This window comes from Pseudomonas mendocina (assembly GCF_900636545.1).
In the GTDB taxonomy this organism is placed as follows: domain Bacteria; phylum Pseudomonadota; class Gammaproteobacteria; order Pseudomonadales; family Pseudomonadaceae; genus Aquipseudomonas; species Aquipseudomonas mendocina.
Genome location: NZ_LR134290.1, coordinates 3,129,577 through 3,155,810, shown reverse-complemented (window position 1 = coordinate 3,155,810; position 26,234 = coordinate 3,129,577). Strand labels below are relative to the sequence as shown.

31 protein-coding genes, 1 tRNA gene and 1 riboswitch are annotated in these 26,234 nt (G+C 63.9%); of the genes, 26 read left to right on the top strand and 6 right to left on the bottom strand.

The features are described from left to right. The first annotated feature begins 9 nt into the window (after nucleotides 1–9). Both mazG and EL191_RS14595 read left to right on the top strand, forming a co-directional pair. Entirely contained in the window at nucleotides 10–840 is an 831-nt protein-coding gene (mazG, locus tag EL191_RS14600; protein ID WP_041980882.1) for a nucleoside triphosphate pyrophosphohydrolase, read from the top strand. Nucleotides 841–1,020: 180 nt separating this feature from the next. Further along, a complete protein-coding gene (locus EL191_RS14595) occupies nucleotides 1,021–1,560 on the top strand; it encodes a DUF2058 domain-containing protein (RefSeq protein ID WP_041980883.1) in 540 nt (179 codons plus the stop codon). Nucleotides 1,561–1,664: 104 nt separating this feature from the next. Here EL191_RS14595 and EL191_RS14590 read toward each other — a convergent pair whose 3' ends face one another. Beyond that, complete coding sequence (locus EL191_RS14590; protein WP_041980884.1) at nucleotides 1,665–1,937, bottom strand: Rho-binding antiterminator; 273 nt, start codon at nucleotides 1,935–1,937, stop codon at nucleotides 1,665–1,667. Between the two features lie 107 nt (nucleotides 1,938–2,044). After that, nucleotides 2,045–3,289, bottom strand: coding sequence for an OprD family porin (locus EL191_RS14585; protein ID WP_041980885.1), 1,245 nt, complete (start codon nucleotides 3,287–3,289; stop codon nucleotides 2,045–2,047). Between the two features lie 316 nt (nucleotides 3,290–3,605). Here EL191_RS14585 and EL191_RS14580 point away from each other — a divergent pair, with 316 nt between their 5' ends. Then, nucleotides 3,606–4,748, top strand: coding sequence for a DUF5610 domain-containing protein (locus tag EL191_RS14580; RefSeq protein WP_041980886.1), 1,143 nt, complete (start codon nucleotides 3,606–3,608; stop codon nucleotides 4,746–4,748). Nucleotides 4,749–4,796: 48 nt separating this feature from the next. Further along, on the top strand, nucleotides 4,797–5,033 hold the full coding sequence (locus EL191_RS14575; protein ID WP_013716219.1) for a glutaredoxin family protein: 237 nt from the start codon (nucleotides 4,797–4,799) through the stop codon (nucleotides 5,031–5,033). A 62-nt stretch (nucleotides 5,034–5,095) separates the two neighbouring features. Here EL191_RS14575 and EL191_RS14570 read toward each other — a convergent pair. From EL191_RS14570 to mobA, 3 genes are all read right to left on the bottom strand, one after another. Continuing rightward, nucleotides 5,096–5,172, bottom strand: a tRNA-Pro gene (locus EL191_RS14570). 130 nt (nucleotides 5,173–5,302) lie between these two features. Continuing rightward, on the bottom strand, nucleotides 5,303–5,524 hold the full coding sequence (locus EL191_RS14565; protein WP_013716218.1) for a YgdI/YgdR family lipoprotein: 222 nt from the start codon (nucleotides 5,522–5,524) through the stop codon (nucleotides 5,303–5,305). A gap of 86 nt (nucleotides 5,525–5,610) precedes the next feature. After that, nucleotides 5,611–6,201 (bottom strand): molybdenum cofactor guanylyltransferase MobA, encoded by a 591-nt coding sequence (gene mobA, locus EL191_RS14560; protein WP_041980887.1) that lies wholly within the window; start codon nucleotides 6,199–6,201, stop codon nucleotides 5,611–5,613. A 68-nt stretch (nucleotides 6,202–6,269) separates the two neighbouring features. Between mobA and moaB the strand changes: the two genes are divergently transcribed. The 22 genes from moaB (at nucleotide 6,270) to EL191_RS14455 (ending at nucleotide 25,598) form a co-directional block, all read left to right on the top strand. After that, nucleotides 6,270–6,809 (top strand): molybdenum cofactor biosynthesis protein B, encoded by a 540-nt coding sequence (gene moaB / locus EL191_RS14555; RefSeq protein ID WP_017362908.1) that lies wholly within the window; start codon nucleotides 6,270–6,272, stop codon nucleotides 6,807–6,809. Further along, nucleotides 6,806–8,023: a molybdopterin molybdotransferase MoeA gene (locus tag EL191_RS14550; protein ID WP_041980888.1), complete on the top strand. Its 1,218-nt coding sequence runs from the start codon at nucleotides 6,806–6,808 to the stop codon at nucleotides 8,021–8,023. The genes moaB and EL191_RS14550 overlap by 4 nt, the downstream gene beginning before the upstream one ends. Nucleotides 8,024–8,172: 149 nt before the next feature. Beyond that, nucleotides 8,173–8,793 (top strand): C40 family peptidase, encoded by a 621-nt coding sequence (locus EL191_RS14545; RefSeq protein ID WP_017362906.1) that lies wholly within the window; start codon nucleotides 8,173–8,175, stop codon nucleotides 8,791–8,793. Between the two features lie 84 nt (nucleotides 8,794–8,877). Next, a complete protein-coding gene (locus EL191_RS14540; protein WP_041980889.1) occupies nucleotides 8,878–9,402 on the top strand; it encodes a C40 family peptidase in 525 nt (174 codons plus the stop codon). Nucleotides 9,403–9,408: 6 nt separating this feature from the next. Next, the gene (locus EL191_RS14535) at nucleotides 9,409–9,729 is read left to right on the top strand and encodes a hypothetical protein (protein WP_017362904.1); all 321 of its coding nucleotides are present in this window, start codon (nucleotides 9,409–9,411) and stop codon (nucleotides 9,727–9,729) included. Nucleotides 9,730–9,766: 37 nt separating this feature from the next. Beyond that, a riboswitch (cobalamin riboswitch) is annotated at nucleotides 9,767–9,976 on the top strand. Between the two features lie 182 nt (nucleotides 9,977–10,158). Next, complete coding sequence (cobO, locus tag EL191_RS14530; RefSeq protein ID WP_041980890.1) at nucleotides 10,159–10,770, top strand: cob(I)yrinic acid a,c-diamide adenosyltransferase; 612 nt, start codon at nucleotides 10,159–10,161, stop codon at nucleotides 10,768–10,770. Next, a complete protein-coding gene (locus tag EL191_RS14525; protein WP_041980892.1) occupies nucleotides 10,770–12,062 on the top strand; it encodes a cobyrinate a,c-diamide synthase in 1,293 nt (430 codons plus the stop codon). The genes cobO and EL191_RS14525 overlap by 1 nt, the downstream gene beginning before the upstream one ends. Beyond that, entirely contained in the window at nucleotides 12,059–12,712 is a 654-nt protein-coding gene (bluB, locus tag EL191_RS14520) for a 5,6-dimethylbenzimidazole synthase (RefSeq protein ID WP_041980893.1), read from the top strand. Before EL191_RS14525 ends, bluB begins: the two co-directional genes overlap by 4 nt. Before the next feature lie 3 nt (nucleotides 12,713–12,715). Beyond that, nucleotides 12,716–13,624, top strand: coding sequence for an adenosylcobinamide-phosphate synthase CbiB (gene cbiB, locus EL191_RS14515; RefSeq protein ID WP_041980895.1), 909 nt, complete (start codon nucleotides 12,716–12,718; stop codon nucleotides 13,622–13,624). Beyond that, nucleotides 13,617–14,627 carry a threonine-phosphate decarboxylase CobD gene (cobD, locus tag EL191_RS14510; RefSeq protein WP_013716207.1) on the top strand — a complete coding sequence of 337 codons (1,011 nt, stop codon included), beginning with the start codon at nucleotides 13,617–13,619 and terminating at the stop codon, nucleotides 14,625–14,627. The genes cbiB and cobD overlap by 8 nt, the downstream gene beginning before the upstream one ends. Then, nucleotides 14,627–16,078: a cobyric acid synthase gene (locus EL191_RS14505; protein ID WP_041980897.1), complete on the top strand. Its 1,452-nt coding sequence runs from the start codon at nucleotides 14,627–14,629 to the stop codon at nucleotides 16,076–16,078. The genes cobD and EL191_RS14505 overlap by 1 nt, the downstream gene beginning before the upstream one ends. Nucleotides 16,079–16,152: 74 nt before the next feature. Continuing rightward, entirely contained in the window at nucleotides 16,153–16,674 is a 522-nt protein-coding gene (gene cobU / locus EL191_RS14500; protein ID WP_041980898.1) for a bifunctional adenosylcobinamide kinase/adenosylcobinamide-phosphate guanylyltransferase, read from the top strand. Continuing rightward, a complete protein-coding gene (cobT, locus tag EL191_RS14495) occupies nucleotides 16,671–17,726 on the top strand; it encodes a nicotinate-nucleotide--dimethylbenzimidazole phosphoribosyltransferase (protein WP_041980899.1) in 1,056 nt (351 codons plus the stop codon). Before cobU ends, cobT begins: the two co-directional genes overlap by 4 nt. Beyond that, nucleotides 17,726–18,298 (top strand): alpha-ribazole phosphatase family protein, encoded by a 573-nt coding sequence (gene cobC / locus EL191_RS14490; protein WP_041980900.1) that lies wholly within the window; start codon nucleotides 17,726–17,728, stop codon nucleotides 18,296–18,298. The genes cobT and cobC overlap by 1 nt, the downstream gene beginning before the upstream one ends. Then, a complete protein-coding gene (locus EL191_RS14485; RefSeq protein WP_041980902.1) occupies nucleotides 18,295–19,026 on the top strand; it encodes an adenosylcobinamide-GDP ribazoletransferase in 732 nt (243 codons plus the stop codon). The genes cobC and EL191_RS14485 overlap by 4 nt, the downstream gene beginning before the upstream one ends. Before the next feature lie 72 nt (nucleotides 19,027–19,098). Then, on the top strand, nucleotides 19,099–19,503 hold the full coding sequence (locus tag EL191_RS14480; RefSeq protein WP_041980903.1) for a MarR family winged helix-turn-helix transcriptional regulator: 405 nt from the start codon (nucleotides 19,099–19,101) through the stop codon (nucleotides 19,501–19,503). 52 nt (nucleotides 19,504–19,555) lie between these two features. Then, nucleotides 19,556–20,761 (top strand): MFS transporter, encoded by a 1,206-nt coding sequence (locus EL191_RS14475; protein ID WP_017362894.1) that lies wholly within the window; start codon nucleotides 19,556–19,558, stop codon nucleotides 20,759–20,761. Next, nucleotides 20,758–20,883, top strand: a complete 126-nt coding sequence (locus EL191_RS24665; RefSeq protein WP_017362893.1) for a hypothetical protein — start codon at nucleotides 20,758–20,760, stop codon at nucleotides 20,881–20,883. The genes EL191_RS14475 and EL191_RS24665 overlap by 4 nt, the downstream gene beginning before the upstream one ends. Before the next feature lie 64 nt (nucleotides 20,884–20,947). Then, nucleotides 20,948–21,499 (top strand): glutathione peroxidase, encoded by a 552-nt coding sequence (locus EL191_RS14470; protein ID WP_041981026.1) that lies wholly within the window; start codon nucleotides 20,948–20,950, stop codon nucleotides 21,497–21,499. A 309-nt stretch (nucleotides 21,500–21,808) separates the two neighbouring features. After that, a complete protein-coding gene (locus EL191_RS14465; RefSeq protein WP_041980904.1) occupies nucleotides 21,809–22,735 on the top strand; it encodes an esterase/lipase family protein in 927 nt (308 codons plus the stop codon). Nucleotides 22,736–22,778: 43 nt separating this feature from the next. Beyond that, nucleotides 22,779–23,837 carry a lipase secretion chaperone gene (locus EL191_RS14460; RefSeq protein WP_041980905.1) on the top strand — a complete coding sequence of 353 codons (1,059 nt, stop codon included), beginning with the start codon at nucleotides 22,779–22,781 and terminating at the stop codon, nucleotides 23,835–23,837. Between the two features lie 12 nt (nucleotides 23,838–23,849). Next, nucleotides 23,850–25,598 (top strand): hybrid sensor histidine kinase/response regulator, encoded by a 1,749-nt coding sequence (locus EL191_RS14455; RefSeq protein ID WP_041980906.1) that lies wholly within the window; start codon nucleotides 23,850–23,852, stop codon nucleotides 25,596–25,598. On the opposite strand, the gene EL191_RS14450 is transcribed toward EL191_RS14455, so the two are convergent. Next, nucleotides 25,599–26,210, bottom strand: a complete 612-nt coding sequence (locus EL191_RS14450; RefSeq protein WP_013716195.1) for a response regulator transcription factor — start codon at nucleotides 26,208–26,210, stop codon at nucleotides 25,599–25,601. It lies immediately after the preceding gene. Between the last annotated feature and the right edge of the window lie 24 nt (nucleotides 26,211–26,234).

The window sequence follows — 26,234 nt, the reverse complement described above, 5'->3', positions numbered from 1 at the left end:
GACGCATTCATGTACCAACTCGACGACCTGCTGCACCTGATGGCGCGCCTGCGTGACCCGCAACACGGCTGTCCGTGGGACCTCAAGCAGAGCTACGCGAGCATCGTGCCCTACACGCTGGAAGAGGCCTACGAAGTCGCCGACGCCATCGAGCGGGGCGACTTCGATCACCTGCCGGGCGAGCTCGGTGACCTGCTGTTCCAAGTGGTTTACTACAGCCAGTTGGCGCAGGAGGAGGGGCGTTTCGACTTCGCCAGGGTGGTCGATGGCATCACCAGCAAGCTGATTCGCCGCCACCCGCATGTGTTCCCAGATGGTGATCTGTATGGCGCTACGGACGCGACGAAGCTGGAGGAGGCCGCGGTCAAGCAGCGTTGGGAAGAGCTCAAGGCGCAGGAGCGCGCCGAAAAGGCCGCGGCGCCTGAGCAACTGTCCCTGCTCGACGACGTACCCACTGCGCTGCCGGCGCTTTCGCGTGCCGCCAAGCTGCAGAAGCGTGCGGCCCAGGTCGGTTTCGACTGGCCAGAAGCGCTGCCGGTGGTGGACAAGGTGCGCGAAGAGCTGGATGAAGTGCTCGAAGCCATGAGCGAGAACGACGCCGAGGCGGTGGCCGAGGAGATCGGCGATCTGCTGTTCGTGGTGACCAATCTGGCGCGTCACCTGAAGGTCGATCCGGAAGCCGCACTGCGTGCTGCCAATGGCAAGTTCGAGCGACGCTTTCGCTTTATCGAGCAAAGCGTTCGCGAAGCCGGCCGCAGCTTGGATGGCTGCTCGCTGGAGGAGCTGGACGCCCTTTGGGGGGAGGCGAAGAAGCTGGAGAAGCAAACTCCCGGTTGCTGAACACTCCAGTCGGATGAAATCCGCAAAGCGTTTGATTCGTCCCGCACGGACTGCGTCAGAGCTTACGCGAGGTTTTCGGGCTGGAGCCGCTGCGCCTTAGCCCTTATGCTGGGCGTCTTGGACTGGCAGCGCGCAATCTGCGTCGCTGCCGCAACACAATTATGTTCGGGATCTTTATTCATGGGTCTTTCCCTGCGCGACCAGCTGCTCAAAGCCGGCCTGGTCAATGAAAAACAGGCCAAGCAGGTTGGCAAACAGCAGCAGAAGCAGAAGCGTCTGGCGCACAAGGGCCAGGCCGAGCTGGACGACAGTACCCGTCAGGCCGCACTGCAGGCCCAGGCCGAGAAGGCGGCACGCGATCAGGAGCTGAACCGCCAGCAGCAGGAAAAAGCCGAACAGAAAGCCCGTACCGCGCAGATCAAGCAACTGATCGAGCGTTCGCGCCTACCCAAGCTCGATGGCGAGGACTACTACAACTTCGTCGACGACAAGAAGGTCAAGCGCCTGCCGGTCAACACCCTGGTGCGCAACAAGCTGTCCAACGGCTGGCTGGCCATCGTTCGCCATGGCGGTGGTTATGAAATCATTCCGCGTGAGGCGGCGCTGAAGATTCAGGAGCGCGATGCTTCGCGTATCCTCCTGCTCAATACCCACGTTGAAGAGCCGGATGCCGATGATCCTTACGCGGCCTATCAGATCCCTGACGATCTGATGTGGTGATGCTGCGTTACTGCACGCTTGCTTGCATAGGGTGCGCTATGCGCACCTCAGGTTGATGCGCTTGCCGCTGGACGTGCTGCACCCTTGGGCTAGCCGAGCCGCATTCAGCAGCTCTTGCCGCTCAACAATACCCGGCCAAAGCTGGCGCCTGCGTCCTGTGGGGTAATGGCCAGCAACCGATCCATGCGTAGGCGCTGCTCGCTATCGGCCGTGCGTACCAGGAGAAATTCCTCCTTGCTCGCCGTGGTTTCCGTGGTCAGGGCCTGGCCATGCAGATGAGAGCCGTCGACCAATTCGATATCCAGTTGATAGCGGTGCATGCAGGCGATCTCGAGATAGTCGTAGAGATCGCAGGCCAGGGGTTGGTAGTCGTCCATCGCGTTATCCTCCGAGATCGTTAGAGCCTAGCCGACTGTTTTTCAGATAGACAAAAAACGCCGCAACCCGGTACCGGTGTTGCGGCGTTTTCCTTTCGGCGTGGAACTTACATCAGCGGGATGGTGTAGCTGACGATCAGGCGGTTCTCGTCCAGATCACCGATGGTCGCATTGGAACGCACCATCGCGTTACGCCAGCGTACACCGAGGTTTTTCAGCGGGCCTTCCTGAATGATGTAGCTGATGTCGACGTCGCGCTCCCATTCCTTGCCACTGGCGCCACCTACACCGTCGAAGCCGTCGCCGGTGACGTAGCGTACGAAGGCCGTCAGGCCTGGTATGCCATAGCTGGCGAAGTTGACGTCATAGCGTGCCTGCCAGGATTTCTCGTCCTTGCGGGTGAAGTCGAGAATCTGGATGTAGTTGACGATGTAGGGGTCGGTTTCGGCGAGGAAGGGGAAGGCATTGTCGCCGCCGACCTTCTGGTAACCCACGCGGAAAGTGTGCGCGCCGATGCCGGCCCAGAGATTGACCGAGGTCAGGTCGTTGTCCAGCTTGCCGCCGAGCTTGCGGCCGTTGTCCTGGGAGTCGAAGTAGGCCAGGTTGGCGCCCAGCTTCCAGTCGCCAATCGGCTGTACATGGATCAGGTTGTACAGCTTCTGGTCATAGATATCCTCCAGTTCGCCATACCACACGCCAACGGTGGTGTTGCCGCCGTTGAACTTGTAGTCGCCACCGGCGAAGTTGTAGCGGTCGCTCTCGCCGGCCACGTTGGTGGCGGTGATATCGACCCTGTCGGTGGAGGCGCGCTGGTTCACTTCACGCAGTTGGCCGCCATTGAGCGTCAGGCCATCGATTTCCTGCGAAGTGATCATGCCGCCGGTGAACACCTGTGGCAGCAGGCGTGAGTCACCCGAGGAGACGATGGGCAGCTTGGGCATCAGCCCGCCGACCTTGCCGACGGTCTTGGAGATACGCGCCTTGACTGCTCCGCTGAACTCCGAGTACTCGTCCGGTCCTTCGTTGCCGAAGGCATTGGGCAGCAGGCCAGTACCTGCGCGCTCGTCTGACGAGTCGAGTTTCAACCCCAGGCCGGCATAAGCGTCCAGGCCAAAACCCACTGTGCCCTCGGTGAAGCCAGACTCGGCCTTGAGAATGAAGCCCTGCGCCCATTCTTCGCGCTTGGACTGGGCTACGCCCGGGTCGCGCAGGTCGCGATTCATATAGAAGTTGCGCAGTTCCAGAGTGGCTTTGCTGTCGCCGATGAAGTCAGCCTGTGCCAGGCCTGGCAATGTCAGGCTGGCGCCCAGCGTGGCCAGGGCCACGGCACGGGCGATGGGAGTCTTGCTCATTATTGTTGTCTCCTCGTTGTTATTAGCAGGTCGGCCACAATCTGACCGGCCAGTTACGGCGCGATGAAATAAAGCATCTGGCTAGCGAGTCGACTGTAAGACTTTAGTCTGGCGGGGCTTCAGGCAATTTCGGGGCAGGGCGGGCGCGGGCTCTAGGCTGTGGTTATCGAGGATTTTCGAGGTTCGCCGCCGATCAGAAAAAATCGTGCGCAGGCAATCGGGCTGAGAAAAATCGGCAACCGTTGGTCGATAAAGGTTAAAGCTTGCCTTCATTCGGTCGTTAAGTTCGGCAGATAACCTATTCAGGTACCCAGCCATGAATCCTCTGAGCACTCTCAACTCCGCCGCGTCCCGTACTGCGCAAGCCAGCCAGTCCATGGCGGCGCGCAACAATGCTGCCGACGCGCAAGCCACACTGGCCAACCGACTGGCCGAGAAGTTGGGTGTGCCACCGGGTTCGCTCTCCGGTTCGCGCGACGATTACACCCCAGAAAAGGTATCCGGGCGGATCATCGGTTTCATCGAGCAGCGTCTGCAGACTGAGGCGGCTGCTGGTGCTGACCCGGCCAAGCTGGATAAGCTCCTGACCCAGGCGCGCGAAGGTGTAGAGAAAGGCTTCGCCGAAGCGCGCAAGATTCTCGATGGCATGGGCGCTCTCAAGGGGCAGGTGGCCAGCGACATCGACGACACCTACAAGCGCATCCAGGATGGCCTTGGCGATCTCGACAAGCGTTTCGGCAGTGCTGCTTCGAGCAATTCGGACAAGGTGGGGGTGGCGGCAGGCTACAGCGAGCGCTTCAGTGCATTGGCGGAGACCTTCGACCTGTCGGTTACCACCCGTGATGGTGACCGCCTGCGTATTTCCGTGGCGCAGGCCTCGGCCAGTTGGTCGCAGAGCAGCTTTGCTGCCTCCAGCGATGGCAAGTCCACGAGCGTGGTCGGCAGCAGTCAGTCCGGCAGCATGCGCATCGGCGGCTGGCAAGTAGATGTTGAAGGTGAACTGGACGAGGACGAGGTCAAGGCGCTGGAGAAACTCTTCAGCCAGGTTCAGGAGCTTTCCGACAAGTTCTATGCAGGCGACCTGGCCGGCGCCTTCGACCGTGCTATGGCGTTGGACATGGACAGCGAGCAACTGGCTTCGATGTCCCTGCGTCTTACCCAGACCAGTGTGCGTCAAGCCACCGATGCCTACGGCGCGGTGGCCGGGCAGGGGGCCAGTGCGGTCAATGGCGGGCTGCAGGAGTATGCACAGGGGCTGCTCGATGCACTGCGCACTGCCGGCGACCTGGGCAAGGATGCCGGTGGCATGCTCAAGGATCTGCTCAAGGGTGGTTTCTCGCTCGATGAGCGCTTCGACCAGCCGCGCCTGGACAAGGCCGACAGCCTCAATCGCAGCCTGCTCGACGGTTTGCAGTCGTTGCTCGCCAGTCAGGCGGGCAAGGTTGGCGAGGCGAGCTGATTCAGGCCGATGCTAAACTGCGCACCTTGCTGATACTAAGGTGCGCTCATGACCCCTGAATGCCAACTTTTCGGAACCCTGGGCTGCCATCTCTGCGAGGTGGCCGAGGCGCTGCTGATGCCGTTCGTCGAGAACGGCCTGCTGGTCGAGTTGATCGACATCGCTGAGCATGAGGGGATGGTCGATCAGTACGGTCTGCGTATCCCGGTACTGCGCCGTTGCGACACCGGCAGCGAGCTGAACTGGCCATTCGATGCCGAGCAGGTGGTGGCCTTTCTGAGCTGAAAACCCCTCACCGACAAAACGCAGGCAATAAAAAACCCGCCGATTAGGGCGGGTTTTTGATTTGGTCGGAGAGACAGGATTCGAACCTGCGACCTTCTCGTCCCGAACGAGACGCGCTACCAAGCTGCGCTACACTCCGAATGAGGCGTATTCTACCGAAAAACTTTTACTGCACAAGGGGTTAGCCTGAAAAAATATGCAGGCCAATCATCCTTTTCTGCAGCCCGGCGCGAGCCGGTTGTCATTCAGCAGAGCCCCAGGATCTCGCCTCAGAGTTCCTTGACGGTCTGCACCTGATCCTTGTTGATAGTGGCGCGCTTGCCGTCGAGCTGCTCGAATTCGTAGAAGCCGGATTCTTCATCGAACTTGGGCTTGTCCACGGTCTGGATCTCACGCCCGTCGTTCAGCGTGATCACCGACGGCGTGGAGCAACCGGCCAGTACAGCGAGGCCGAGGGTCATCAGCAGGGCGGGGATGATCCGTTTAGTCATGGTTTGTCTCCTTGCATACAAATGGGGTGCCATACCCTCGCTCAGACGTAAAACTGTCGTACGAGTTCCGCAACTGGCGTTTGGCTTCAGCTTGCAGGCGCACTTTGCGCCAGAGTTTCGGGGGTGTTGAGGTTGGCCAGCCGCATATCGTCCAGGTCGCAATCGACGGCCATCGGCGATAGTCGGCTGAACCAGCGTTGCGGGCTGCGTTCTCCGGTTTGCCAGGCGTGCTCCAGATCATCCTTGAATCGTGTTGGCAGCAGGCAGAATAGCGGTTGCCAATAATTGCCCTGGCGAATTACCACCGGCTGGCGGCCGGCGTGGGCGAGGAGTGACTCGATCAGTGCGCGGTCCACCAGCGGTGCATCGCAGGGCAGCACCAGCATCTGCTCGTGACGTGCCGCGCGCATGCCGGCGCGAATGCCGGCCAGCGGTCCTTGAAAATCCTGGTCCGGATCGGTGACCAGTTGGTCTGCATAGTGGGCGTAGCGCTCGTTATTGCGATTGCAGGAGATGATCAGGTCATCGCTCAACGGTCTGGCCAGATCGTGCAGCCAGGCAATCAGCGGCCGGCCGCGCCATTGTTCCAGCCCCTTGTCTCGCCCTCCCATGCGCTGGCCGCGACCGCCGGAAAGTAGCAGCACCGAGAAGGCGGGGAAGGAGGGGGATGCGGGCATGCGGGCAGTCTCCGAAGTCAGGCTGTGTGATATAACAGCGCCCATTCTCCCCCAATTGGAAGCCTGCCATGAACCACAAGGCCGATGCGGTTTTCGTGCCGCTGAATATTGCCGTGCTGACCGTCAGTGATACGCGCACGCTGGAGACCGATACTTCGGGGCAATTGCTGGTCGATCGCCTGACTGACGCAGGCCACCAGTTGGCTGCCCGTGTGTTGCTCAAGGATGATCTGTACAAGATTCGCGCCCAGGTCGCGACCTGGATCGCCGAGGATCAGGTGCAGGTTGTGGTGATTACCGGCGGTACCGGTTTCACCGGGCGCGACAGCACGCCGGAGGCTGTCGCTTGCCTTCTGGACAAGCAGGTCGACGGTTTTGGCGAGTTGTTCCGGCAGATATCCGTGGCCGATATTGGCACTTCAACCGTCCAGTCGCGCGCGTTGGCCGGCTTGGCCAATGGCACGCTGGTATGCTGCCTGCCCGGCTCGACCAATGCCTGTCGCACGGCCTGGGATGGGATTCTCGCTGAGCAGCTGGATGCACGGCATCGTCCCTGCAACTTCGTGCCGCACCTGAAACCGGTGGCTGCCTGCGAGTCGCGCGGATGACTACCTGTTGCGATCATCCCGGCTTGCTGCCCATGGAGGAGGCGCTGGAGCGTCTGCTGGCATTGGCTGCCGCCGCGCCCATCGAGCAGACCGAACAGGTGGCGCTGGCCGACGCCGATGGCCGGGTGCTGGCTGAGCCGCTGATCGCGGCTCTGGATCTGCCGCCCTGGGCCAACAGCGCCATGGACGGTTATGCCCTGCGGTTGGCCGACTGGAGCGATCAGCCGTTGCCGGTCAGTCAGCGCATTCAGGCTGGTACTGCGCCTGCGCCCCTGCAGCCGGGAACCTGTGCGCGCATTTTCACTGGCGCTCCGCTGCCTGAAGGCGCCGACACCGTGGAAATGCAGGAAAACGTCGAGGTCGATGAAGCGGGGCGCGTGCATTTCCGCGAGCGGCTGAAGGTCGGGCAGAACGTTCGCGCTCAAGGTCAGGAGACCCGCACGGGTGAATGCGTGCTGCCCGCTGGCACGCGCCTGGGGCCTATCGAGCTTGGGCTGGCCGCCTCTCTGGGCGCGGCGCAGCTCTCGGTGCGTCGGCGCTTGCGTGTTGCGGTGCTGTCCACTGGCGACGAATTGGTGGAGCCTGGGCAGGCCCTCGGTCCGGGGCAGATATTCAACAGTAACCGACGCTTGCTGATCGCCTGGCTGCAGCGCCTGGGCTGCGCTGTAGTGGATGCGGGCATATTGCCCGACGATCTGCAGCGCACCCGAGAAGCGCTTGGCGCCTTGGGCGCGGTCGATCTGATTCTTTCCACGGGTGGTGTTTCGGTGGGAGAGGCGGACTATCTCGGCCTGGCGCTACGCGAGGCGGGTGAGCTGGCCCTGTGGAAGCTGGCCATCAAGCCGGGCAAGCCGCTGACCTTTGGTCATTACCAGGGCGTTCCCGTGATAGGTCTGCCGGGCAATCCGGCTTCGACGCTGGTCACCTTCGGTTTGCTGGCGCGTCCTTACATGCTGCGTCGTCTCGGCGTGCAGCGTGTGGAGCCTCTGGGTTTCGCGATGCCGGCGGGGTTCACCTGGGCCAAGCCGGGCATGCGCCGCGAGTATCTGCGTGCGCGTCTGGAGAGCGGCCGTGTGGTGCCTTACGCCAACCAGAGCTCGGGTGTTTTGCGAAGCGCCGCGTGGGCGGAAGGGCTGGCCGAATTGATGGAAGGCAGCACGCTGGCGGAGGGGGATATGCTGCGGTTCATCCCTCTGAGCGAGATTCTCGGTTAGGCCCTGAATCGCCCGGCCAGGCAGGTGGTCGGGCGCTTTAGATGGTGCGGCGAAACCACTGGGTCACATTTCTGACGATAGAATTTGCAAATGGGCGTTATAGAAGGCATAGTCGCCAGCTTGTAAATTCAACCGACACGGTCGTGCCCATGCTAAAACGCTTCGCACCCCTCGTGCCTCTTGCACTCACAGTCTTTCTCGCTGCCTGCGCCGGCCACTCGCCGCAACCGCAGATCAGTGAAGCCAAGGTCGAGCCTACTGCTCGTCCACTGTCTCATCAGGCTGAGCCTGCTGACGATGAAATCAACGCGCTGATCGACGACAAACCCTACGAAATGCCGCAGTTGGCCGACAGCCTGCTCGATCTTGGGCGTTCGCTGATCGGCACTCGCTATCGCTACGGCGGCACCTCGGTGCAATCCGGTTTCGATTGCAGCGGTTTCGTCGGTTACCTGTTCCGTGAGGAAGTCGGGCTGGAGCTGCCTCGCTCCACTCGCGAGCTGATCAACCTCGACGCGCCCAAGGTGGCGCGTGCTGACCTGGAGCCGGGCGACCTGATCCTCTTCAATGATCGCGGTCGTGGTCGTGTCAGCCACGCTGGCATCTACCTGGGTGACGACCAGTTCATCCATTCCAGCAGCAGCCGCAGCGGTGGCGTGCGCATCGACAGCCTCGATGACAGCTACTGGAACCGCAGTTACCTGCAGGCCAAGCGCGTTCTTGCGTTGGCCCCGGTAGAAGAGCAGATGGCAGCCAAACGCCACAATTGATGTGTCACGGCGTAACTCCAGGGTTGCGCCGTTTGTCTGCAATCGGCAGAGTAGGGCGCATTCAGGCTCTGGATCGCCTCGCTTATGCCCGTCACGACCCGCGTCGTCCTCGTTTTCCTCGCACTGCTGCTGAGCGCCTGTAGCAGTCGTGCTCCAGCCCCACAGCCCATTTACCACCCGCCGGTCTCTTCGTCCTCCTATCAGGGCGGCGCGGAAGATGTGTTGTTCCGTGCTCTGGGGTTGGTAGGTACGCCCTATCGGTACGGTGGCAACACGCCGGAAGGTGGTTTCGATTGCAGTGGTCTGATCGGCTACGTCTACCGCGATGCTGCCGGTATCAGCCTGCCGCGCTCGACCCGCGAGTTGAGCGCGATGCGCACTCCTGACGTTCGCCGCGATGCGTTGCAGAGTGGTGATCTGGTGTTCTTCGCCACCAACGGCGGGCGCGCCGTTAGCCATGCCGGCATTTATGTCGGAGAGGGGCGTTTCGTGCATGCGCCATCCAGTGGCGGCACCGTGCGCCTGGACAGCCTCGACAACGTCTATTGGCAGCGCGTCTATCTCGATGCCAAGCGTGTGATCACGCCCGAGCTTGCACGCAACCCCTGATTCGCCATGGCCGAGCCCATTCGCCTGCCGCCCCAGCCTGAGGTCTGCGCGCTTTGCGCGCGGCCGGTTGCGCTGACTCGCCATCATCTGATTCCCAAGGCGCTGCACGACAAGGCCTATGTGCAGAAACGCTTCGCTCGTCATGAGCGTATTACCGCCACACTCTGGGTTTGCCGGGCCTGCCATAACCAGATCCATCGACTGTTCACTGAAAAGGAGTTGGCGTTGACCTACAACAGTCGGGATGCACTGTTGGCGGACGAGCGCTTGCGTACCTTCGTCGAGTGGCTGGCGAGCAAGCCGGCCGGATTCACGCCGAGGCATTAGTGCATCGGCGTTGACGGGCAGGGTTGCCAGCCTCTACCCTGCGCGCCTTGCTTCAGGTGCCCTGCGTCGTCATGACTGATGGCGACAGGGTGAAACAGGGAAGCCGGTTCCAACGCCGGCGCTGCCCCCGCAACGGTAGGTGAGTCAAACGCCGCTCAACGCCACTGTGCATCGCACGGGAAGGCGCAGCGTCGAACCTTGAGGTTCGCTCACAAGCCCGGAGACCGGCCTGTCGCAGTACCACGGCATCGCGGAGGGCGCTGTCCGGCCAACGCTCCGGTTCTGCCGGACGTTCGTGTTGCCTGTCTTCCGCTCGCCTGACCAGCCATTGGTGCCTGGATGAGGATGCGCGGTGCATCGCGATCCCTTCATTACCGTTCGCTCTGTTCATGCAGGCAACGGAGGGCGCCTGACTTGCAGGAGCACAGCATGAGTGAGTCCGCCGAACGCGACGTCCGCCACAAGGCGCGGATGCAGCGCAAGAAAGCCCTGATCGACGAGAAGATCGCCCAAGCCCAGGACGAGTACGGCCTGTTGCTGGTGCACAGCGGCAACGGCAAGGGCAAGAGCAGCAGCGCCTTTGGCATGGTCGCGCGTGCCCTCGGTCACGGTATCAAGGTTGGTGTGGTGCAGTTCATCAAGGGCGCGGCCAGCACTGGCGAGGAGACTTTCTTTCGCCGCTTCCCCGAGGAAGTCAGTTATCACGTGATGGGCGAGGGCTTCACCTGGGAAACCCAGGATCGCCAGCGCGACATCGCCAAGGCGCAGGAAGCCTGGGCCGTGGCTCGACGCCTGCTCAGCGACGAATCTGTTGGCCTGGTGGTGCTGGATGAGCTGAACATCGCCCTCAAGCATGGCTACCTCGAACTGGAGACGGTGTTGGCCGATATCGAGGCCCGGCCGCTGCTACAGCATGTGGTGGTGACTGGTCGTGGCGCCTTGCCGGGGATGATCGAGGCGGCCGACACGGTCACAGAAATGAGCCTGGTCAAGCATGCGTTCAAGTCCGGGGTGAAGGCGCAGAAGGGCATCGAATTCTGATGAATGCACGTCACTGCCCGGCGCTGTTGATCGCCGCCCCCGCGTCTGGTCAGGGCAAGACCACCGTTACTGCGGCCCTGGCGCGCCTGCATACGCGCCAGGGGCGTCGGGTGCGTGTGTTCAAATGTGGGCCGGATTTTCTCGACCCGATGATCCACGCTCGTGCCAGTGGTGCGCCGGTTTACCAGCTCGACCTGGCCATGGTCGGCGAGGCGGAGAGCCGGCGGTTGCTGGGGCAGGCGGCTGGCGAGGCTGATCTGATCCTGATCGAAGGGGTCATGGGCCTGTTCGACGGCAAGCCCTCGGCGGCCGACCTGGCCCGCCATTTCGGCGTGCCGGTACTGGGAGTGATCGACGGTGCGGCCATGGCGCAGACCTTTGGCGCTCTGGCCCATGGCCTGGCCACCTTCCAGCCTGATCTGCCCTTCGCCGGCGTACTCGGTAATCGCGTCGCCAGCGCGCGTCATGGCGATATCCTGCGTGATGCACTGCCGCCCAGCATCCGCTGGTTCGGCGCCTTGCCGCGCAGTGCTTCAGTCGAGTTGCCCAGTCGGCATCTGGGCCTGGTGCAAGCGGCTGAGTTGGCTGATCTGGATGCGCGCCTGGATGCTGCGGCCGATGCGCTGGCGGCTACCGCCGATGTCGACCTACCGCCGGCGGTGAGTTTTGCCGCGCCAGTGATTGAGCCGCTACCTGAGCTGCTGGCTGGAGTTCGTATCGGCGTGGCGCGTGATGCCGCGTTCGCCTTCCTTTACCAGGCCAACCTCGATCTGCTGCAGGCACTGGGCGCAGAGCTGCGTTACTTTTCGCCGCTGGCCGATAGCGAGCTGCCCGAGGTGGATAGCCTTTATCTGCCTGGTGGTTACCCCGAGTTGTACCTGTCCGTGCTGGAGAGCAATCAGGCCATGGCCGACGCGATTCGCGCCCATCACCAGGCCGGCAAACCGCTGCTCGCCGAATGTGGCGGCATGCTCTATCTGCTCGATGAGTTGCGCGACAAGCAGGGCAGCAGCGGGCGCATGCTCGGCCTTCTCAGTGGCAGCGCCGCGTTGCAGCCACGCCTGACGGCTCTGGCCCTACAGGACGTGACGCTACCGGAAGGTGAGCTGCGCGGTCATAGCTACCATCACTCGCGGCTGGAAAGTCCGCTCGAGCCACTGGCACAGGGCCGCTGCTCGAACGGCAAGCCGGTGGCCGAAGCGGTGTATCGCCTGGGGCGGCTCACTGCCAGCTACATCCACTTCTACCTGCCCTCCAACCCGGAGGCGGCCGCCGCGCTGTTGCGTCCATGAGCGAGCACGCCTTCAGCCCCGAGGAGCGTGCGGCGGTATACCGGGCCATCGCCGAGCGCCGCGACATGCGTCATTTCGCCGGCGGCGAGGTGCCGCCCGAGGTTCTGGCGCGCCTGCTCGAAGCGGCGCACCACGCGCCCAGTGTCGGGTTGATGCAGCCCTGGCGCTTTTTGCGCATCAGTGATCCGCAACTGCGTGAAGCCGCTCATGGGCTGGTAGAGGCTGAGCGAGTGCGTACCGCCGACGCTTTGGGCGAGCGCAGTGACGCGTTCATGCGCCTGAAGGTCGAGGGCATTCGTGACTGCGCCGAGCTGCTGGCGGTGGCACTGATGGAGGGGCGCGAGGCGCATATCTTCGGGCGACGCACACTGCCGGAAATGGATATGGCCTCGGTCGCCTGCGCCATTCAGAATCTGTGGCTGGCTGCGCGTGCCGAAGGCCTTGGGCTCGGCTGGGTATCGTTGTTCGACCCCGAGGCGCTGGCCGAGCTGCTGGGTATGCCGGCTGGCAGCAAGCCGGTGGCACTGCTGTGCCTGGGGCCGGTAGACGCCTTCTATGAGAAGCCGATGCTGGTTGAAGAGGGCTGGGCCACGGCTCGGCCGCTGAGCGAGTTGCTGTTCGAGAATCAATGGGGAGTGCAGGGTGACTGAACGATGAGCCTGGCGCTGATCACCTGTGCCGGTGTGGCGCTGGATGCCGTGCTGGGCGAGCCGCGTCGCGCGCACCCGCTGGTGGCCTTCGGGCGCCTGGCCGATCGCCTGGAGCAACGCTTCAATCCCGCCGGTGGCGGCTGGCGCAGCCATGGTGTCACTGCCTGGTGCCTGGCGGTGCTGCCGCTGACCCTGCTCACTTGGGTGCTGGTGCAGGTCAGTGGTCTGGGCTGGGCCGTGGAAATCTTCGCCCTGTATTTCGCCCTCGGCCTGCGCAGCCTTTACGAGCATGCGCAACCGGTGGCGCGCGCACTGCGCCTGGGTGATCTGAAGCTTGCGCGGGAGCGCGTCGGCTGGATGGTCAGCCGCAACACCCATGAGCTGGACGCCACTGGCGTGGCGCGTGCCGGCACCGAGTCAGTGCTGGAGAACGGCTCCGATGCGGTCTTCGCCGCTTTGTTCTGGTTCATCGTCGCCGGTGCGCCTGGTGTCGTGCTGTATCGCCTGAGCAATACACTGGACGCCATGTGGGGGTATCGCAACGAGCGTTTCGAGCGCTTTGGCTGGGCGGCCGCGAAAATCGATGACGTACTCAATTACATCCCGGCGCGCCTGGTGGCGCTGACCTATGCGCTACTCGGGCATACCCTTCTGGCGCTGCGTTGCTGGCGCAGGCAGGCGCCGTTGTGGGACAGTCCCAATGCTGGCCCGGTGATGGCGGCCGGTGCAGGCAGTCTCGGTGTGAGTCTGGGCGGGGCGGCCGAATACCATGGCGAGCGGCACGAACGTCCGACGCTGGGCGAAGGCCCTGCGCCGTGTGCGCGGGAAATCGAGCGGGCAATGAACAGAGTGGTTGCCGGCGTTGCCTTGTGGCTGCTGTGCCTGATGATCTGGGAGGTGCTGGGTGCTTGAACACGGAGGTCGACTGCGCGCCGCGGCGCAGCGCTACGGCATTCCCCTGGAGGATTGGCTGGACCTGTCCACCGGTGTGGCGCCCTACGGTTGGGAGCTGCCGTCCGTTCCGGCTCAGGCCTGGGCCCGGTTGCCCGAGGCCAACGACGGCCTGGAGGCCGCCGCTCGCGATTACTACCGTGCCGTCAGCCTGTTGCCGGTGGCTGGCTCGCAAGCGGCGATCCAGACGTTGCCACGCCTGCGCGGGCACAGCAGCGTGGGCATTCTCGCCCCGACTTATGCCGAGCATGCAGCGGCCTGGCGCCGCGAAGGCCATCGCATCACCAAGCTCAGCGAGGGTTCGGTGCATCGAGCCCTGCCACAGCTCGACGTGTTGCTGGTGGTCAATCCCAACAATCCGACTGGTCGCCTGATCGAGCCGGCGCGCCTGCTCGACTGGCACGATGAGCTGGCCGAGCGCGGTGGCTGGTTGGTGGTCGACGAAGCGTTCATGGACTGCAACCCGGAGCAGAGCTTGGCTGCCTACAGCGATATGCCGGGGCTCATCGTGTTGCGTTCGTTCGGCAAGTTCTTCGGCCTGGCCGGCCTGCGTCTGGGCTTCGTGCTCGCCGCCCAGGCACTGCTGGATGAGCTGGAGGCGCTGCTCGGACCCTGGGCTGTCAGTGGTCCGGCGCGCAGCGTAGCGTTGAGTCTGCTGCTCGATCGTGAGGGGCAACGCCGCCAGCGCGAGCGCCTGCTGGCCGATGGCGAGCGTCTGGCAGCGCTGCTGCGTGATTGCGGTATGCCGGTAACCGGCGGCTCGGCGCTGTTCCAGTTCTGCTGCACCCGACGGGCGGTGCCTTGCATGGAGCTGTTGGCGCGGCGCGGCATCCTGGTGCGGTTGTTCGCAGAGCTGGACAGCCTGCGTTTTGGCCTGCCAGCGGATGAGGCTGGCTGGTTGCGCCTGGAACAGGGACTGCTGGAGTGCGCGCCGATCCTGGCCAGCCTCGAGGAGACGCTCTGATGCCGACGTTGATGGTGCAGGGCACCACCTCCGATGCCGGCAAGAGCACGCTGGTAACGGCGCTGTGTCGTTGGGCGCGCCGCCAGGGCGTGTCCGTGGCGCCATTCAAACCACAGAACATGGCGCTCAATTCTGCCGTGACCGCCGATGGCGGCGAGATCGGCCGTGCCCAGGCGGTGCAGGCGCAGGCGGCCGGGTTGGCGCCACACACCGATATGAACCCGGTGCTGCTCAAGCCCAACAGCGACATGGGGGCTCAGGTGATCATCCATGGTCGCGCCATTGGCAATATGCAGGCACTGACCTATCACGGTTACAAGCCGGTGGCGATGGCGGCGGTTCTGGAGTCCCACGCTCGTCTGCTCAAGAGCCATCAACTGATACTGGTCGAAGGCGCCGGCTCGCCGGCCGAGATCAACCTGCGTGCCGGTGACATCGCCAACATGGGCTTTGCCGAGGCAGTCGATTGCCCGGTAATCCTGATCGCCGACATCGACAAGGGCGGCGTGTTCGCCCACCTGGTCGGCACCCTGGAGCTGCTTAGCCCGAGCGAGCAGGCACGGGTCCAGGGCTTCGTGATCAACCGCTTTCGCGGTGATATAACACTGCTCAAGCCAGGGTTGGACTGGCTGGAGCAGCGTACCGGCAAGCCGGTGCTCGGCGTATTGCCGTACCTGATGGATTTTCATCTGGAGGCCGAGGACGCCGTCGACACCCGTCAGCAGACCAAGGAAGAACAGGCGTTGCGCGTGGTGGTTCCGGTACTGCCGCGCATCAGCAACCATACCGATTTCGACCCACTGCGCCTGCATCCGCAGGTTCAGCTGACCTTCGTCGGCCCAGGCCAGGCCATCCCGCCTGCGGACCTGATCATCCTGCCTGGTTCCAAGAGCGTGCGCGCCGATCTGGCTCGCTTGCGCGAGCAGGGCTGGGACGCGGCCATTGCCCGCCATCTGCGTTACGGCGGCAAGGTTCTGGGCATCTGTGGCGGCCTGCAGATGCTGGGGCGGCAGATTCATGACCCGCATGGCCTGGAGGGCGCTGCTGGTAGCAGCGAGGGCCTGGGTCTGCTGGATTTCGAGACGGTGCTGGAGCCGGAGAAACAGCTACGCAACGTGCGCGGCGAACTGTGCCTGGAACAGGCGCAGGTCAGCGGCTACGAAATTCACGCAGGCGTCAGTAGCGGGCCGGACCTCAACGGCGCCGTGCGGCTCGACGATGGTCGCAGCGACGGCGGCCTCAGCGCTGACGGCCAGGTGCTCTGCACCTATCTGCACGGGCTGTTCGAGCAGGCGCCGGCCTGTGCTGCGCTGTTGCGCTGGGCCGGGCTGCGCGAGGTGCAGACCGTGGATTACCAGGCGCTGCGCGAACGCGATATCGAGCGCCTGGCGGACCAGGTGGAGCTGCATCTGGATGGCGCCTTGCTGAGCCGGTTATGCGGGCTGGCTTAGGGTGTGCGTGTACAGCATGAATCGATGGCGGTGTGCACGATCTAGGTGCCCCTGCGAAACACCACGGAGTGACAATGCTTGAACTGATCCTCGGCGGCGCCCGTTCGGGCAAGAGCCGGTTGGCCGAGAAACTGGCTGATAAATCGGGGTTGGAGGTGGTGTACATCGCCACCAGCGAGCCACTCGATGGCGAGATGAACGCTCGTGTCGTGCAGCATCGCGCGCGGCGACCGGCGCACTGGGCGTTGGTCGAAGAGCCGCTGGAGTTGGCTCGCGTACTGCGCGAACAGGCCGCCCCCGGGCGCTGCCTACTGGTGGACTGCCTGACCCTGTGGCTGACCAATCTGCTGATGCAGGATGATCCGGCTCGGCTGGCAGCCGAGCATGAGGCGTTGCTGGGCTGCGTGGGCGAGCTACCGGGGCGCATTGTGCTGGTCAGCAACGAAACCGGGCTGGGGGTGGTTCCGCTGGGCGAACTGACGCGTCGTTATGTCGATGAGGCTGGCTGGCTGCACCAGGCGCTGGCCGAGCGCAGTCAGCGCGTGGTGTTCACCGTCGCCGGGCTGCCCATGGTGCTCAAGGGAGATGCATTATGAGTCTGCAATGGTGGCAGGGGCCGTGTCAGCCGCTCGATCACGTTGCCCGGTCCAAGGCTGAAGCCCGTCAGCAACAGTTGACCAAGCCGGCCGGCTCGCTCGGCCGGCTGGAGGCGCTGGCCATTCATCTGGCTGCGCTGCAGGGGCGCGAACGACCGAGCCTGGACAAGCTGTGGATCGCTATTTTTGCCGGTGATCATGGCGTGGTAGCCGAAGGTGTTTCCGCCTACCCGCAGGCCGTGACCGGGCAGATGCTGGCCAACTTCGTCACTGGCGGCGCGGCCATCAGCGTGCTGGCGCGTCAGTTGGACGCCGCACTGGATGTGGTCGACCTGGGCACTGCCGAGCCGTTGCCGCCGCTGCCCGGGGTAAGGCACCTGCAGGTTGGCGCCGGTACGCAGAACTTCGCCCGCGATCCGGCCATGACTCTGGCTCAGGCAGTGATTTGTCTGGAGGCGGGACGCGACAGCATTCTGCGTGCCCGCACCTTAGGCTGCGACCTGCTCGTGGGGGGCGAGATGGGCATTGGCAATACCACCGCTGCGGCAGCGCTGGCCTGCTGGCTGCTGGACTGCCCGGCGAGCGATCTGGCCGGCCCCGGCACGGGGCTGGACGGCGCAGGCGTGGCGCACAAGGCGCAGGTCATCGATGCGGCGCTGGCACTGCACCGGGCGCAGATCGATGACCCCTTGCAGGCGCTGGTCCACCTTGGCGGCTTCGAGATCGCCGCTCTCGTTGGCGCCTACCTGGCAGCTGCACAGCAGGGCATCGCGGTACTGGTCGATGGTTTCATCTGCAGCGTCGCCGCCTTGCTCGCGGTACGCCTGAACCCTGGTTGCCGCGACTGGCTGCTGTTCGCCCACCACGGTGCCGAGCCAGGTCACGTGCGTGTGTTGCAGGCGCTGCAGGCCGAGCCGCTGCTGGAGTTGGGCTTGCGCCTGGGCGAGGGCAGCGGGGCTGCCTTGGCCGTACCCTTGCTGCGTCTGGCCTGTGCCCTGCACGCACAGATGGCGACCTTCGCCGAAGCCGCCGTGGCCGAGAGACCGAGCTGATGCTCTATCTGGAGTTGCTGCGTCACGGTGAGACGGAGCAGGGCGGCGGCTTGCGCGGCAGCCTGGATGACGCGCTGACCGAACAGGGCTGGGCACAGTTGCGCGCCGCCGTGCACTGGGCTGGGCCCTGGGATCGGTTGATCAGTTCGCCGCTGCAGCGCTGCGCGCGCTTCGCCGAGGAAGTGGCGGCGGCTCATGGATTGCCTCTGCACTATGAGCCGGGGCTGCAGGAGCTGCATTTCGGTGACTGGGAAGGGCGTAGCGCTGCGCAACTGATGGAAACCGATGCAGAAGCGCTGGGACGCTTCTGGGCCGACCCGTATGCCTTCACGCCGCCCAATGGCGAGCCGCTGCTGCAGTTCGAGGCACGCGTACTCGTTGCCTTACAGGGGCTGGTGACGGCGTATGTCGGCCAGCGTCTGCTGCTGGTTACTCACGGTGGCGTGATGCGCCTGCTGTTGGCGCGGGCACGTGGCCTGCCGCGCCAGGATCTGCTGCAGGTCAATGTCGGTTACGCCCAGCGCTTTCGCCTGAGCCTGGACGCCGACGGGCAACTGACGGAGTTGCCATGACTCCACTGCTGATTGCCCTGCAGTTCCTTACGCGACTACCGGTCAGTCTGCCGGGCATGCCGACGCCCGAGCAGATGGGGCGCTCGCTGCTCTGGTATCCAGTGGTAGGGCTGTTGCTCGGCCTGTTGCTGTGGCTTGCACATCTACTGCTGGGGCAGACTTCGGCTCTGTTGCAGGCCGCGATCATCCTGGCTCTGTGGGTGGGGCTGAGTGGAGGGTTGCATCTGGATGGCCTTGCCGACACCGCAGATGCCTGGGTGGGCGGTTTTGGCGACCGTGAGCGCACGCTGACGATCATGAAGGACCCACGCAGCGGGCCGATCGCCGTGGTGGTCCTGCTCCTGCTGCTGTTGCTCAAGTTCGCTGCGCTGCTGACGTTGTTGCAAGCCGGAAAGGGCGCCTACCTGATACTGCTGCCCTGGCTGGGGCGCAGCCTGCTGCCGCTGTTGCTGGCAACTACGCCTTATGTCCGCGCCGGCGGCCTGGGTCAGGCGCTGGTCGATCATCTGCCGCGCCATCAGTTGCCCTGGGTGCTCGGTGCGCATCTGCTGGGTATGCTGCTGTTCGGCTGCTTGGGGTTGCTGGCGCTGGTCACGGCATTGTTGCTGTTCGTCTGGCTGCGTCGTGCGCTGATGCAGCGCCTGGGCGGTACCACAGGCGATACCGCTGGGGCCCTGGTGGAACTGGCCGAGTGTGCTGCATTGCTGGCGCTGGCATTGAGCCTCTGAAGCAACTGTTATGGCGACGCGCTACGTAACTGTATGAGTGCGAATCGCTGATGCGGGTATATACCTGTATCCATGTTGCCGACTTCCTGTCTTTGTACCCAACTGCGCCGTGCCAGCCGTGGCGTGACCCGTCGCTACGATGACGCGCTGGCTGGCGTCGGGCTTGGGGCTGCCCAGTTTTCCCTGCTGCGCCATGTGCAGCGGCTCGGGCGGCCGAGCATTTCCGCGCTGGCCGAAGCCATGGGGCTGGACCGCAGCACCCTGGGACGCAACCTGAGGGTTCTGGAAGAACAGGGGCTGGTGCAACTGGGGGAAGGGCTTGATTTGCGCGCTCGCGAGATACGGCTCACAGAGGCCGGTCTGCAACGTATCGAACAGGCGCTGCCGCTGTGGGAGAAGGCGCAGTGCGAGCTGAATGCTCGGCTGGGCGCAGAGCGCCGTACCGAGTTGATGAAACTGCTCGACGAACTGGCCTGATGGGCCCTTTACTGCCTGAACGGTCGCTGGCGGCCGTCTGCTGGAGACAACGATGACAACTGCATGGCGCTCAACCACCTGGCTGCTGCTTGGCGCGTCACTGATCCTGGCGCTATCGCTTGGCACCCGCCATGGTTTCGGCCTGTTCCTGCCGCCGATGAGTGCGGAGTTCGGCTGGGGCCGCGAGGTGTTCGCCTTCGCCATCGCGCTACAGAATCTGATCTGGGGTTTGGCGCAGCCGATCACTGGAGCACTGGCCGACCGCTTTGGCGCGCGCAAGGCCATCGTCACCGGCGGGGTGCTCTATGTGTTGGGGCTGCTGTGCATGGGCATGGCGGATTCGCCTCTGTCGTTGTCGCTGAGCGCTGGCCTGCTGATCGGTATCGGCCTGTCCGGTACCTCGTTCTCGGTCATTCTGGGCGTAGTCGGCCGTGCGGTTCCGGCGGAGAAGCGCAGCATGGCCATGGGCATCGCTGCGGCAGCCGGATCTTTCGGCCAGTTCGCCATGCTGCCGGGTACGCTGGGCCTGATCGGCTGGTTGGGCTGGTCTTCGGCATTGTTGGCGCTGGGCCTGCTGGTCGCGCTGATCCTGCCGTTGGCCGCGATGATCAACGAGGCGCCGTCACCGGTGAGCACCGGCCCGCAGCAAACCTTGGGTGAGGCGCTGCGCGAGGCCACCAGCCATTCGGGGTTCTGGCTGCTGGCGCTGGGCTTTTTCGTCTGTGGCTTTCAGGTGGTGTTCGTTGCCGTGCACCTGCCGGCCTATCTGGTCGATCATCACCTGCCGGCGCTGACCGGCACCACGGTGCTGGCACTGGTCGGCCTGTTCAATATCTTCGGTACCTACATCGCCGGCTGGCTCGGCGGCCGCATGGCCAAGCCGCGTCTACTGAGCATCCTGTACCTGTTGCGTGGCGTGGTGATCACGCTGTTTCTGCTGGCGCCACTGACGCAGTGGAGCGCCTATCTGTTCGGCATCGCCATGGGCCTGCTGTGGCTGTCGACAGTGCCGCTGACCAACGGCACCGTGGCCACCCTGTTCGGTGTGCGCAACCTGTCGATGCTCGGCGGTATCGTCTTCCTGTTCCACCAACTGGGCTCCTTCCTCGGTGGCTGGCTGGGCGGTTACCTCTACGACACCACCGGCAGCTACGACCTGGTCTGGCAGATTTCCATCGGCCTCAGCCTGATGGCTGCCGCGCTCAACTGGCCGGTGCGCGAGGTGCCGGTGGCGCGCCTGCAGGGGGCGCCGGCGTGAGCCGCAAGGTGCTGACATTCAGTGCCGTGGCGCTGGCCTTCGGTTTGCTGTTGGCGCTGGCCTGGTGGGGCTGGCGCCAGGGCGGGCTGGCCTTGCTGCAACTAGGTGTCGGCATCTGCTAGTTGCCTGAGGACTGGGCTGCGAGTAGCGTGGCGAAAAAATGTGTTGTTGCCCGAGGTCATCGCCATGTCTCTTCGCCGTTTTGCCTGTGTTGTGCTGCTCGCCGGTCTGGCGCTGCCGGTGTTGGCTGCCGAGTGCCCGGCGATGCTGCAGGGTGAACTGCCCAAGCTGCGCGCCAAGGGCGAGAGCATCGAGCTCTGTCAGTTCGCCGGCAAGCCGTTGGTGGTGGTCAATACCGCCAGCTTCTGCGGCTTTACCCCACAATTCAAAGGACTCGAAGCGCTTTACCAGCGCTACAAGGATCAGGGGCTGGAAGTGCTGGGCGTGCCGTCCGACGATTTCCGTCAGGAGTCTGCTGACAGCCAGGAGACGGCCACTGTCTGCTACGTTAATTATGGCGTGACCTTCGCCATGACCGAGCCGCAACCGGTTTCTGGCGATGACGCGATTCCCCTGTTCAAGGGGTTGGCGCAGCAGAGCAGGGCGCCGCGCTGGAATTTCTTCAAGTACGTGGTCGACCGCCAGGGCAAGGTGGTGGCCAGTTTCTCCAGCCTGACCAAGCCGGACGATCCCGAGCTGATCGCCGCCGTCGAGCAAGCCATCGCCTCGCAACCCTGAGAACCTATTCAAAGCCAGGTGCGTCAAGGCTCGGCAGGCCGCTTGCGGCTAACGCGCTTTAGCGCTGCCTGAAGGGCGAGCGAATTGAATACTGCTGATTGTGCTCGGTACAGTCGCCCGCGATTCCGACCGTTGCCGCCTCGTATTGCATGGCTCTGGCTCGCGAGACGTTGAACAGGATCTGAGCCTTTCCACTTCACCGTCCTTCACCCATCTGGGCGATGGGCCGTGTTCGCGTGCCTCCCTAGACTGTTCGAGCGCCGGACGCAGTTTCCCGGCGTGCCCAACAAGAACAATAAGGAGGCACCCATGCGTCGCGTCTATACCGCTACCGTTGCAACCCTCGCTCTGCTTGGCGCCGTCGAGGCCCAGGCCAACTACACCAAGACCAAGTATCCGATCGTGCTGGTGCACGGCGTGACCGGATTCAACACCATCGGCGGTCTGGTCAACTACTTCCACACCATCCCCTGGAATCTGGAGCGTGATGGTGCTCGGGTTCACGTCGCCAGCGTCGCAGCGTTCAACGACAGCGAGCAGCGCGGCGCTGAAGTGGCCCGGCAGATCGTACCCTGGGCCACCGCCGGTGGTGGCAAGGTCAACCTGATAGGCCACAGCCAGGGTTCGCCGACTTCACGAGTGGCCGCCTCGCTGCGCCCCGATCTGGTGGCCTCGGTAACCTCGATCAATGGTGTCAACAAGGGTTCCAAGGTGGCCGATGTGGTGCGCGGTGTCCTGCCGCCGGGCAGTGGCATCGAGGGCGGTGCCAATGCCATCGCCAATGCCCTTGGGGCAGTCATCAACCTGTTGTCCGGTTCGAGCAATCCGCAAAGCGGCATCAATGCACTGGGCACCCTGACCACTGCAGGTACCAGCGCGCTGAACAGCCGTCATCCTTGGGGCGTCAACACAAGCAGCTACTGCGCCAAATCCAGCGAAGTGCACAACGTGCGCGGGCACAGCATCCGTTATTACTCCTGGACCGGTAACGCCGCCTACACCAACGTGCTGGACGCAGCCGACCCCTTCCTGGCCTTTACCGGGCTGGTTTTCGGCAGCGAGAAGAACGACGGTCTGGTCGGTGTCTGCTCGACCTACCTGGGGCAGGTGATCGACGACGGCTATAACATGAACCACGTGGATGCGATCAACCACCTGTTTGGCATCCGCGGCTGGACCGAGCCGGTGTCGCTGTACCGCCAACATGCCAATCGCCTGAAGAACAAGGGCGTCTGATCCCTGACGAAAACGGCGGGGTGCCCCGCCGCAGCGAGGTCGCATGTCCAGATTCTTCAGCCTTTCTCTGGTTGCCGTGCTGGTGGCCGCTGGCCTTACGCTGTACTGGCGTTGGCCGGCAGCTCTGCCCGAGTCGGCGCCACTGGTCGCGGTCGTCGTGCCCTCAGCGCGGACTTCGGCGCAGATGCCTGCGTGGCCCTCGGCTATGCGATCTGTACCGAGTCAGGCACCAACTGCGGCGGGCTTGCCCAGCCTGGCTGGCACCGAGGTGGATGGTCAACTGCGGGTCGATGCCACGGGCAACCTGGTGCTCGACCTGGGGATTCGCGACTACTTCGATTATTTCCTCAGTGCCGTCGATCGCTCTGGCCTCGATGCGGTGATCGAGGCGCTGCTGGCTGATGCCAGGGCGCGCCTGCCTGAGCCCGCGCTCGGGCAACTGATCAGCCTGCTAGGTGATTACCTGGACTACAAGCGCGCCAGCCTTGCACTGATGCAGCAACCTCTGGATGCACGCCAGCAGGTCGACCCAGGGGCGCAGTTGCAGGCTCTGCAAGCAGCTTTCACGCGCCTGGATGAACTACGCCGCGCGCATTTTTCCGCCGCCGCACAGGAGGCGTTGTTCGGCGCCGAGCAGGCCTATGCTCGCTATACACTCGACAACCTGGCGCTGCAGCAGCGCGCCGATCTCAGCGATGCTCAGCGAACGCAGATGGCCGATCAGTTACGTGCACATCTGCCCGATGCCATGCGCGCCAGCGAGCAGCGCCAGCAAGTGGCGCTGGAACAGTTGCAGCGTAGCGAGCAGCTATGGCGCGACGGAGCGGACGAGCAGCAGGTGCGCGAATTTCTGGCGATGACCTATGATCCGCACACGGTTCAACGCCTGCTGGATGAGCAGCGCCGCGAGCGCGACTGGCAGCAGCGCTACCACGCCTATCGCGACGAACTGGCCGGTCTGCAAGGTCGAGGACTGAGCGAGGGCGATGGCCAAACGCTGCGACGCCAGCTACGTGAGCGGTTGTTCAGCCGTGAAGATCGACATCGTGTGGAGACCTATGACGCCATCGCCGCGAAACAGCCGGAGCCGCTCGAACCCTGACGAGCGCTACTCATGAGTGAACCCTTGCTGCTCGCTCAGCAGCGCCGAGGCTATCGCGCTCTGCGTTTCGCTACGGAGCTGGAGGTCGGGTTCACCGAGCATAGGGTTCAGCGCATTCGTCGCCGTCTGCCTCTGATCGCCGCTACCGCAGCGCTGTTTCAACTGATCTATGCGCTGCTCGATTTCCTGCTCATGCCTCTGCCTATCAGCCTGTCCGTGCTGCCGCTGCGCCTGGTGGCGCTGACGGCAGTATCGCTCTCCTACCTCTATTGCCGCCGCCTCGAGGTGCCGTCTGCGAGGGTACTGCTGGTCTATGCCGCGGCCTACTGGATCAACGGTGTCAGCGTCGCGCTGATCGTCCACCTGTGCTGGCAGCAGGGCGTGGCGATGCCCTATGACGGCCTGTTTCTCATCCTGCTGTTCGGCTACGCCTTGCTGGGGTTGTCATTCCGCGCGATCAGCCTGTGCAGCTGGGGTTTCTGCCTGCTGTTCGTCGGCCTTGGCGTGTTGTTCGGCGAGACCGGAGGCGAACTGGCCTACCAGGGCCTGTTTCTGTTCTGCGCCAATCTGATCGGTACCGTCGGCGCCTATATGCAGGAGCATGGCCAGCGTGGTGCCTGGTTGAATCTGCGCCTGCTCGATCTGGCGCGCCAGCGTGCCGAAGCCGATGACGCACGCAAACTGCGCCTGCTGGCGGCGGCCAGCCATGACTTGCGCCAGCCGCTCAATGCCATGGGCTTGTACGCCGAGCATCTGGTGGAGCAGGGGGGTGACCCGCAGACCCGGCGCATCAGTGCGCGGCTGGCCGCTTCGGTCGAGCAACTGGGGCGTCTGTTGCAGTCGCTGCTCGACTACACCCGCCTGACCTTGCCAGGTGGCGTGCAGGCCAGGCCACATGCATTCGCCCTGCGTCCATTGCTCGAACGGCTGATCGCCGAAGTGGCCCCGGAGGCGCAACAGCAAGGCCTGCATCTGGAGTTGAACTGCGACGATTGTGGCGCGCGCAGCGACCCGCTACTGCTCGAGCGACTGCTGCGCAACCTGTTGAACAACGCAGTGCTGCATGCACAGGCGCAGCACTTGACCCTGAGTGCGCAGCCTGATGGTGATGTCGTCGAGCTGGTGGTGGCCGACGACGGCCGCGGCCTGAGCGAAGCCGAGCAGACGCTGGTTTTCGAGGAGTTTCGTCAACTGGACAATCCGGGGCGTAATGCCGAACGTGGTCTAGGGCTGGGGCTGGCCATCGTGCGACAGCTGGCCGAGGTGCTGGAGCATTCGCTGCAACTGCATTCCCGGCCTGGTGTCGGGGCACGTTTCGTTCTGCGCCTTCCAGCGGCCGAGGTGCCCGTGCAGGTGCCGCGAAATGACGGTGCGCTGGTGCTGCATGGGCGCATCCTGCTGCTCGAGGACGACACCGCCGGGCGCGAAGCTCTGGCGGGGTTATTGAGCCGCTGGGGCTGCGAGGTACAGGCTTGCGGCGATCTGGCCAGTGCGCTGCGTGCCTTGCAGCAGGCTATTCCTCAGGTGCTGATCAGCGACTATCGACTGGCCGAGCAGGGCGATGGTCTGCAGGCTATCGAGCGCTTGCGCGAGGCTGCCGGGCAGATGTTGCCGGCCCTGTTGATCACGGCGGATCTTAGCCCCGAACTGCACGAGCGTTGTCTGCCGGCCCATGTCATTCCTCTCGGCAAACCGCTGCTACCGGCGCGTCTGCGTCAAGTTCTGGCCACTCAGCTACAGGTGCGTCAGGCGGTTTGCTGATCACAGCCAGCCGCGTTGTCGGGCGGCGCTGACGCAGGCGGTGCGAGTATGCACGGCCAGGGTTTCGAACAGCGCCTTGAGGTGCGTCTTCACCGTATCTTCGGCCAAGCCCAATTGGCGGCTGATGACCTTGTTTGGCAGGCCCTCAGCCAGCAGTCGAAGAATCTCCAACTGCCTGGGCGTCAGCGGCGATGGGCTACTCGGTACAGGCAGCGTTTCACCCAGCAGAACGCGAGTCACAGCCCGGCGCAGGGCATTGCCATCGGAACTCTTGGAGATGAATCCCAGCGCACCAGCGGCCAGAGCGGCCTGCGCCTCCAGCGTCGAGTCGCTGGCACTGAGGATTGCCACCGGCGTGCTCTCACCGCGTGCCAGCCAGCGTTGCAGCAGCTCGATACCGGGTTCGTCAGGTAGGCGCAGGTCGAGCAGGATCAGGTCATAGCCATGCTGGCGCAGGCGTTGCTCCGCTTCGGCGGCACTGTGCGCGGTATGGATCTGCAGGTTCTGGCTCAGTGGTGACAAGGCCAGGGAAAGGCCATCGAGGAAGATGCGGTGGTCGTCGACCAGCAGCAGGCGGAGATTGTCGGGCAGGGTGGTGCAGAGGGCAGTCATGATGTTCTCACGCGGCTTTTATTG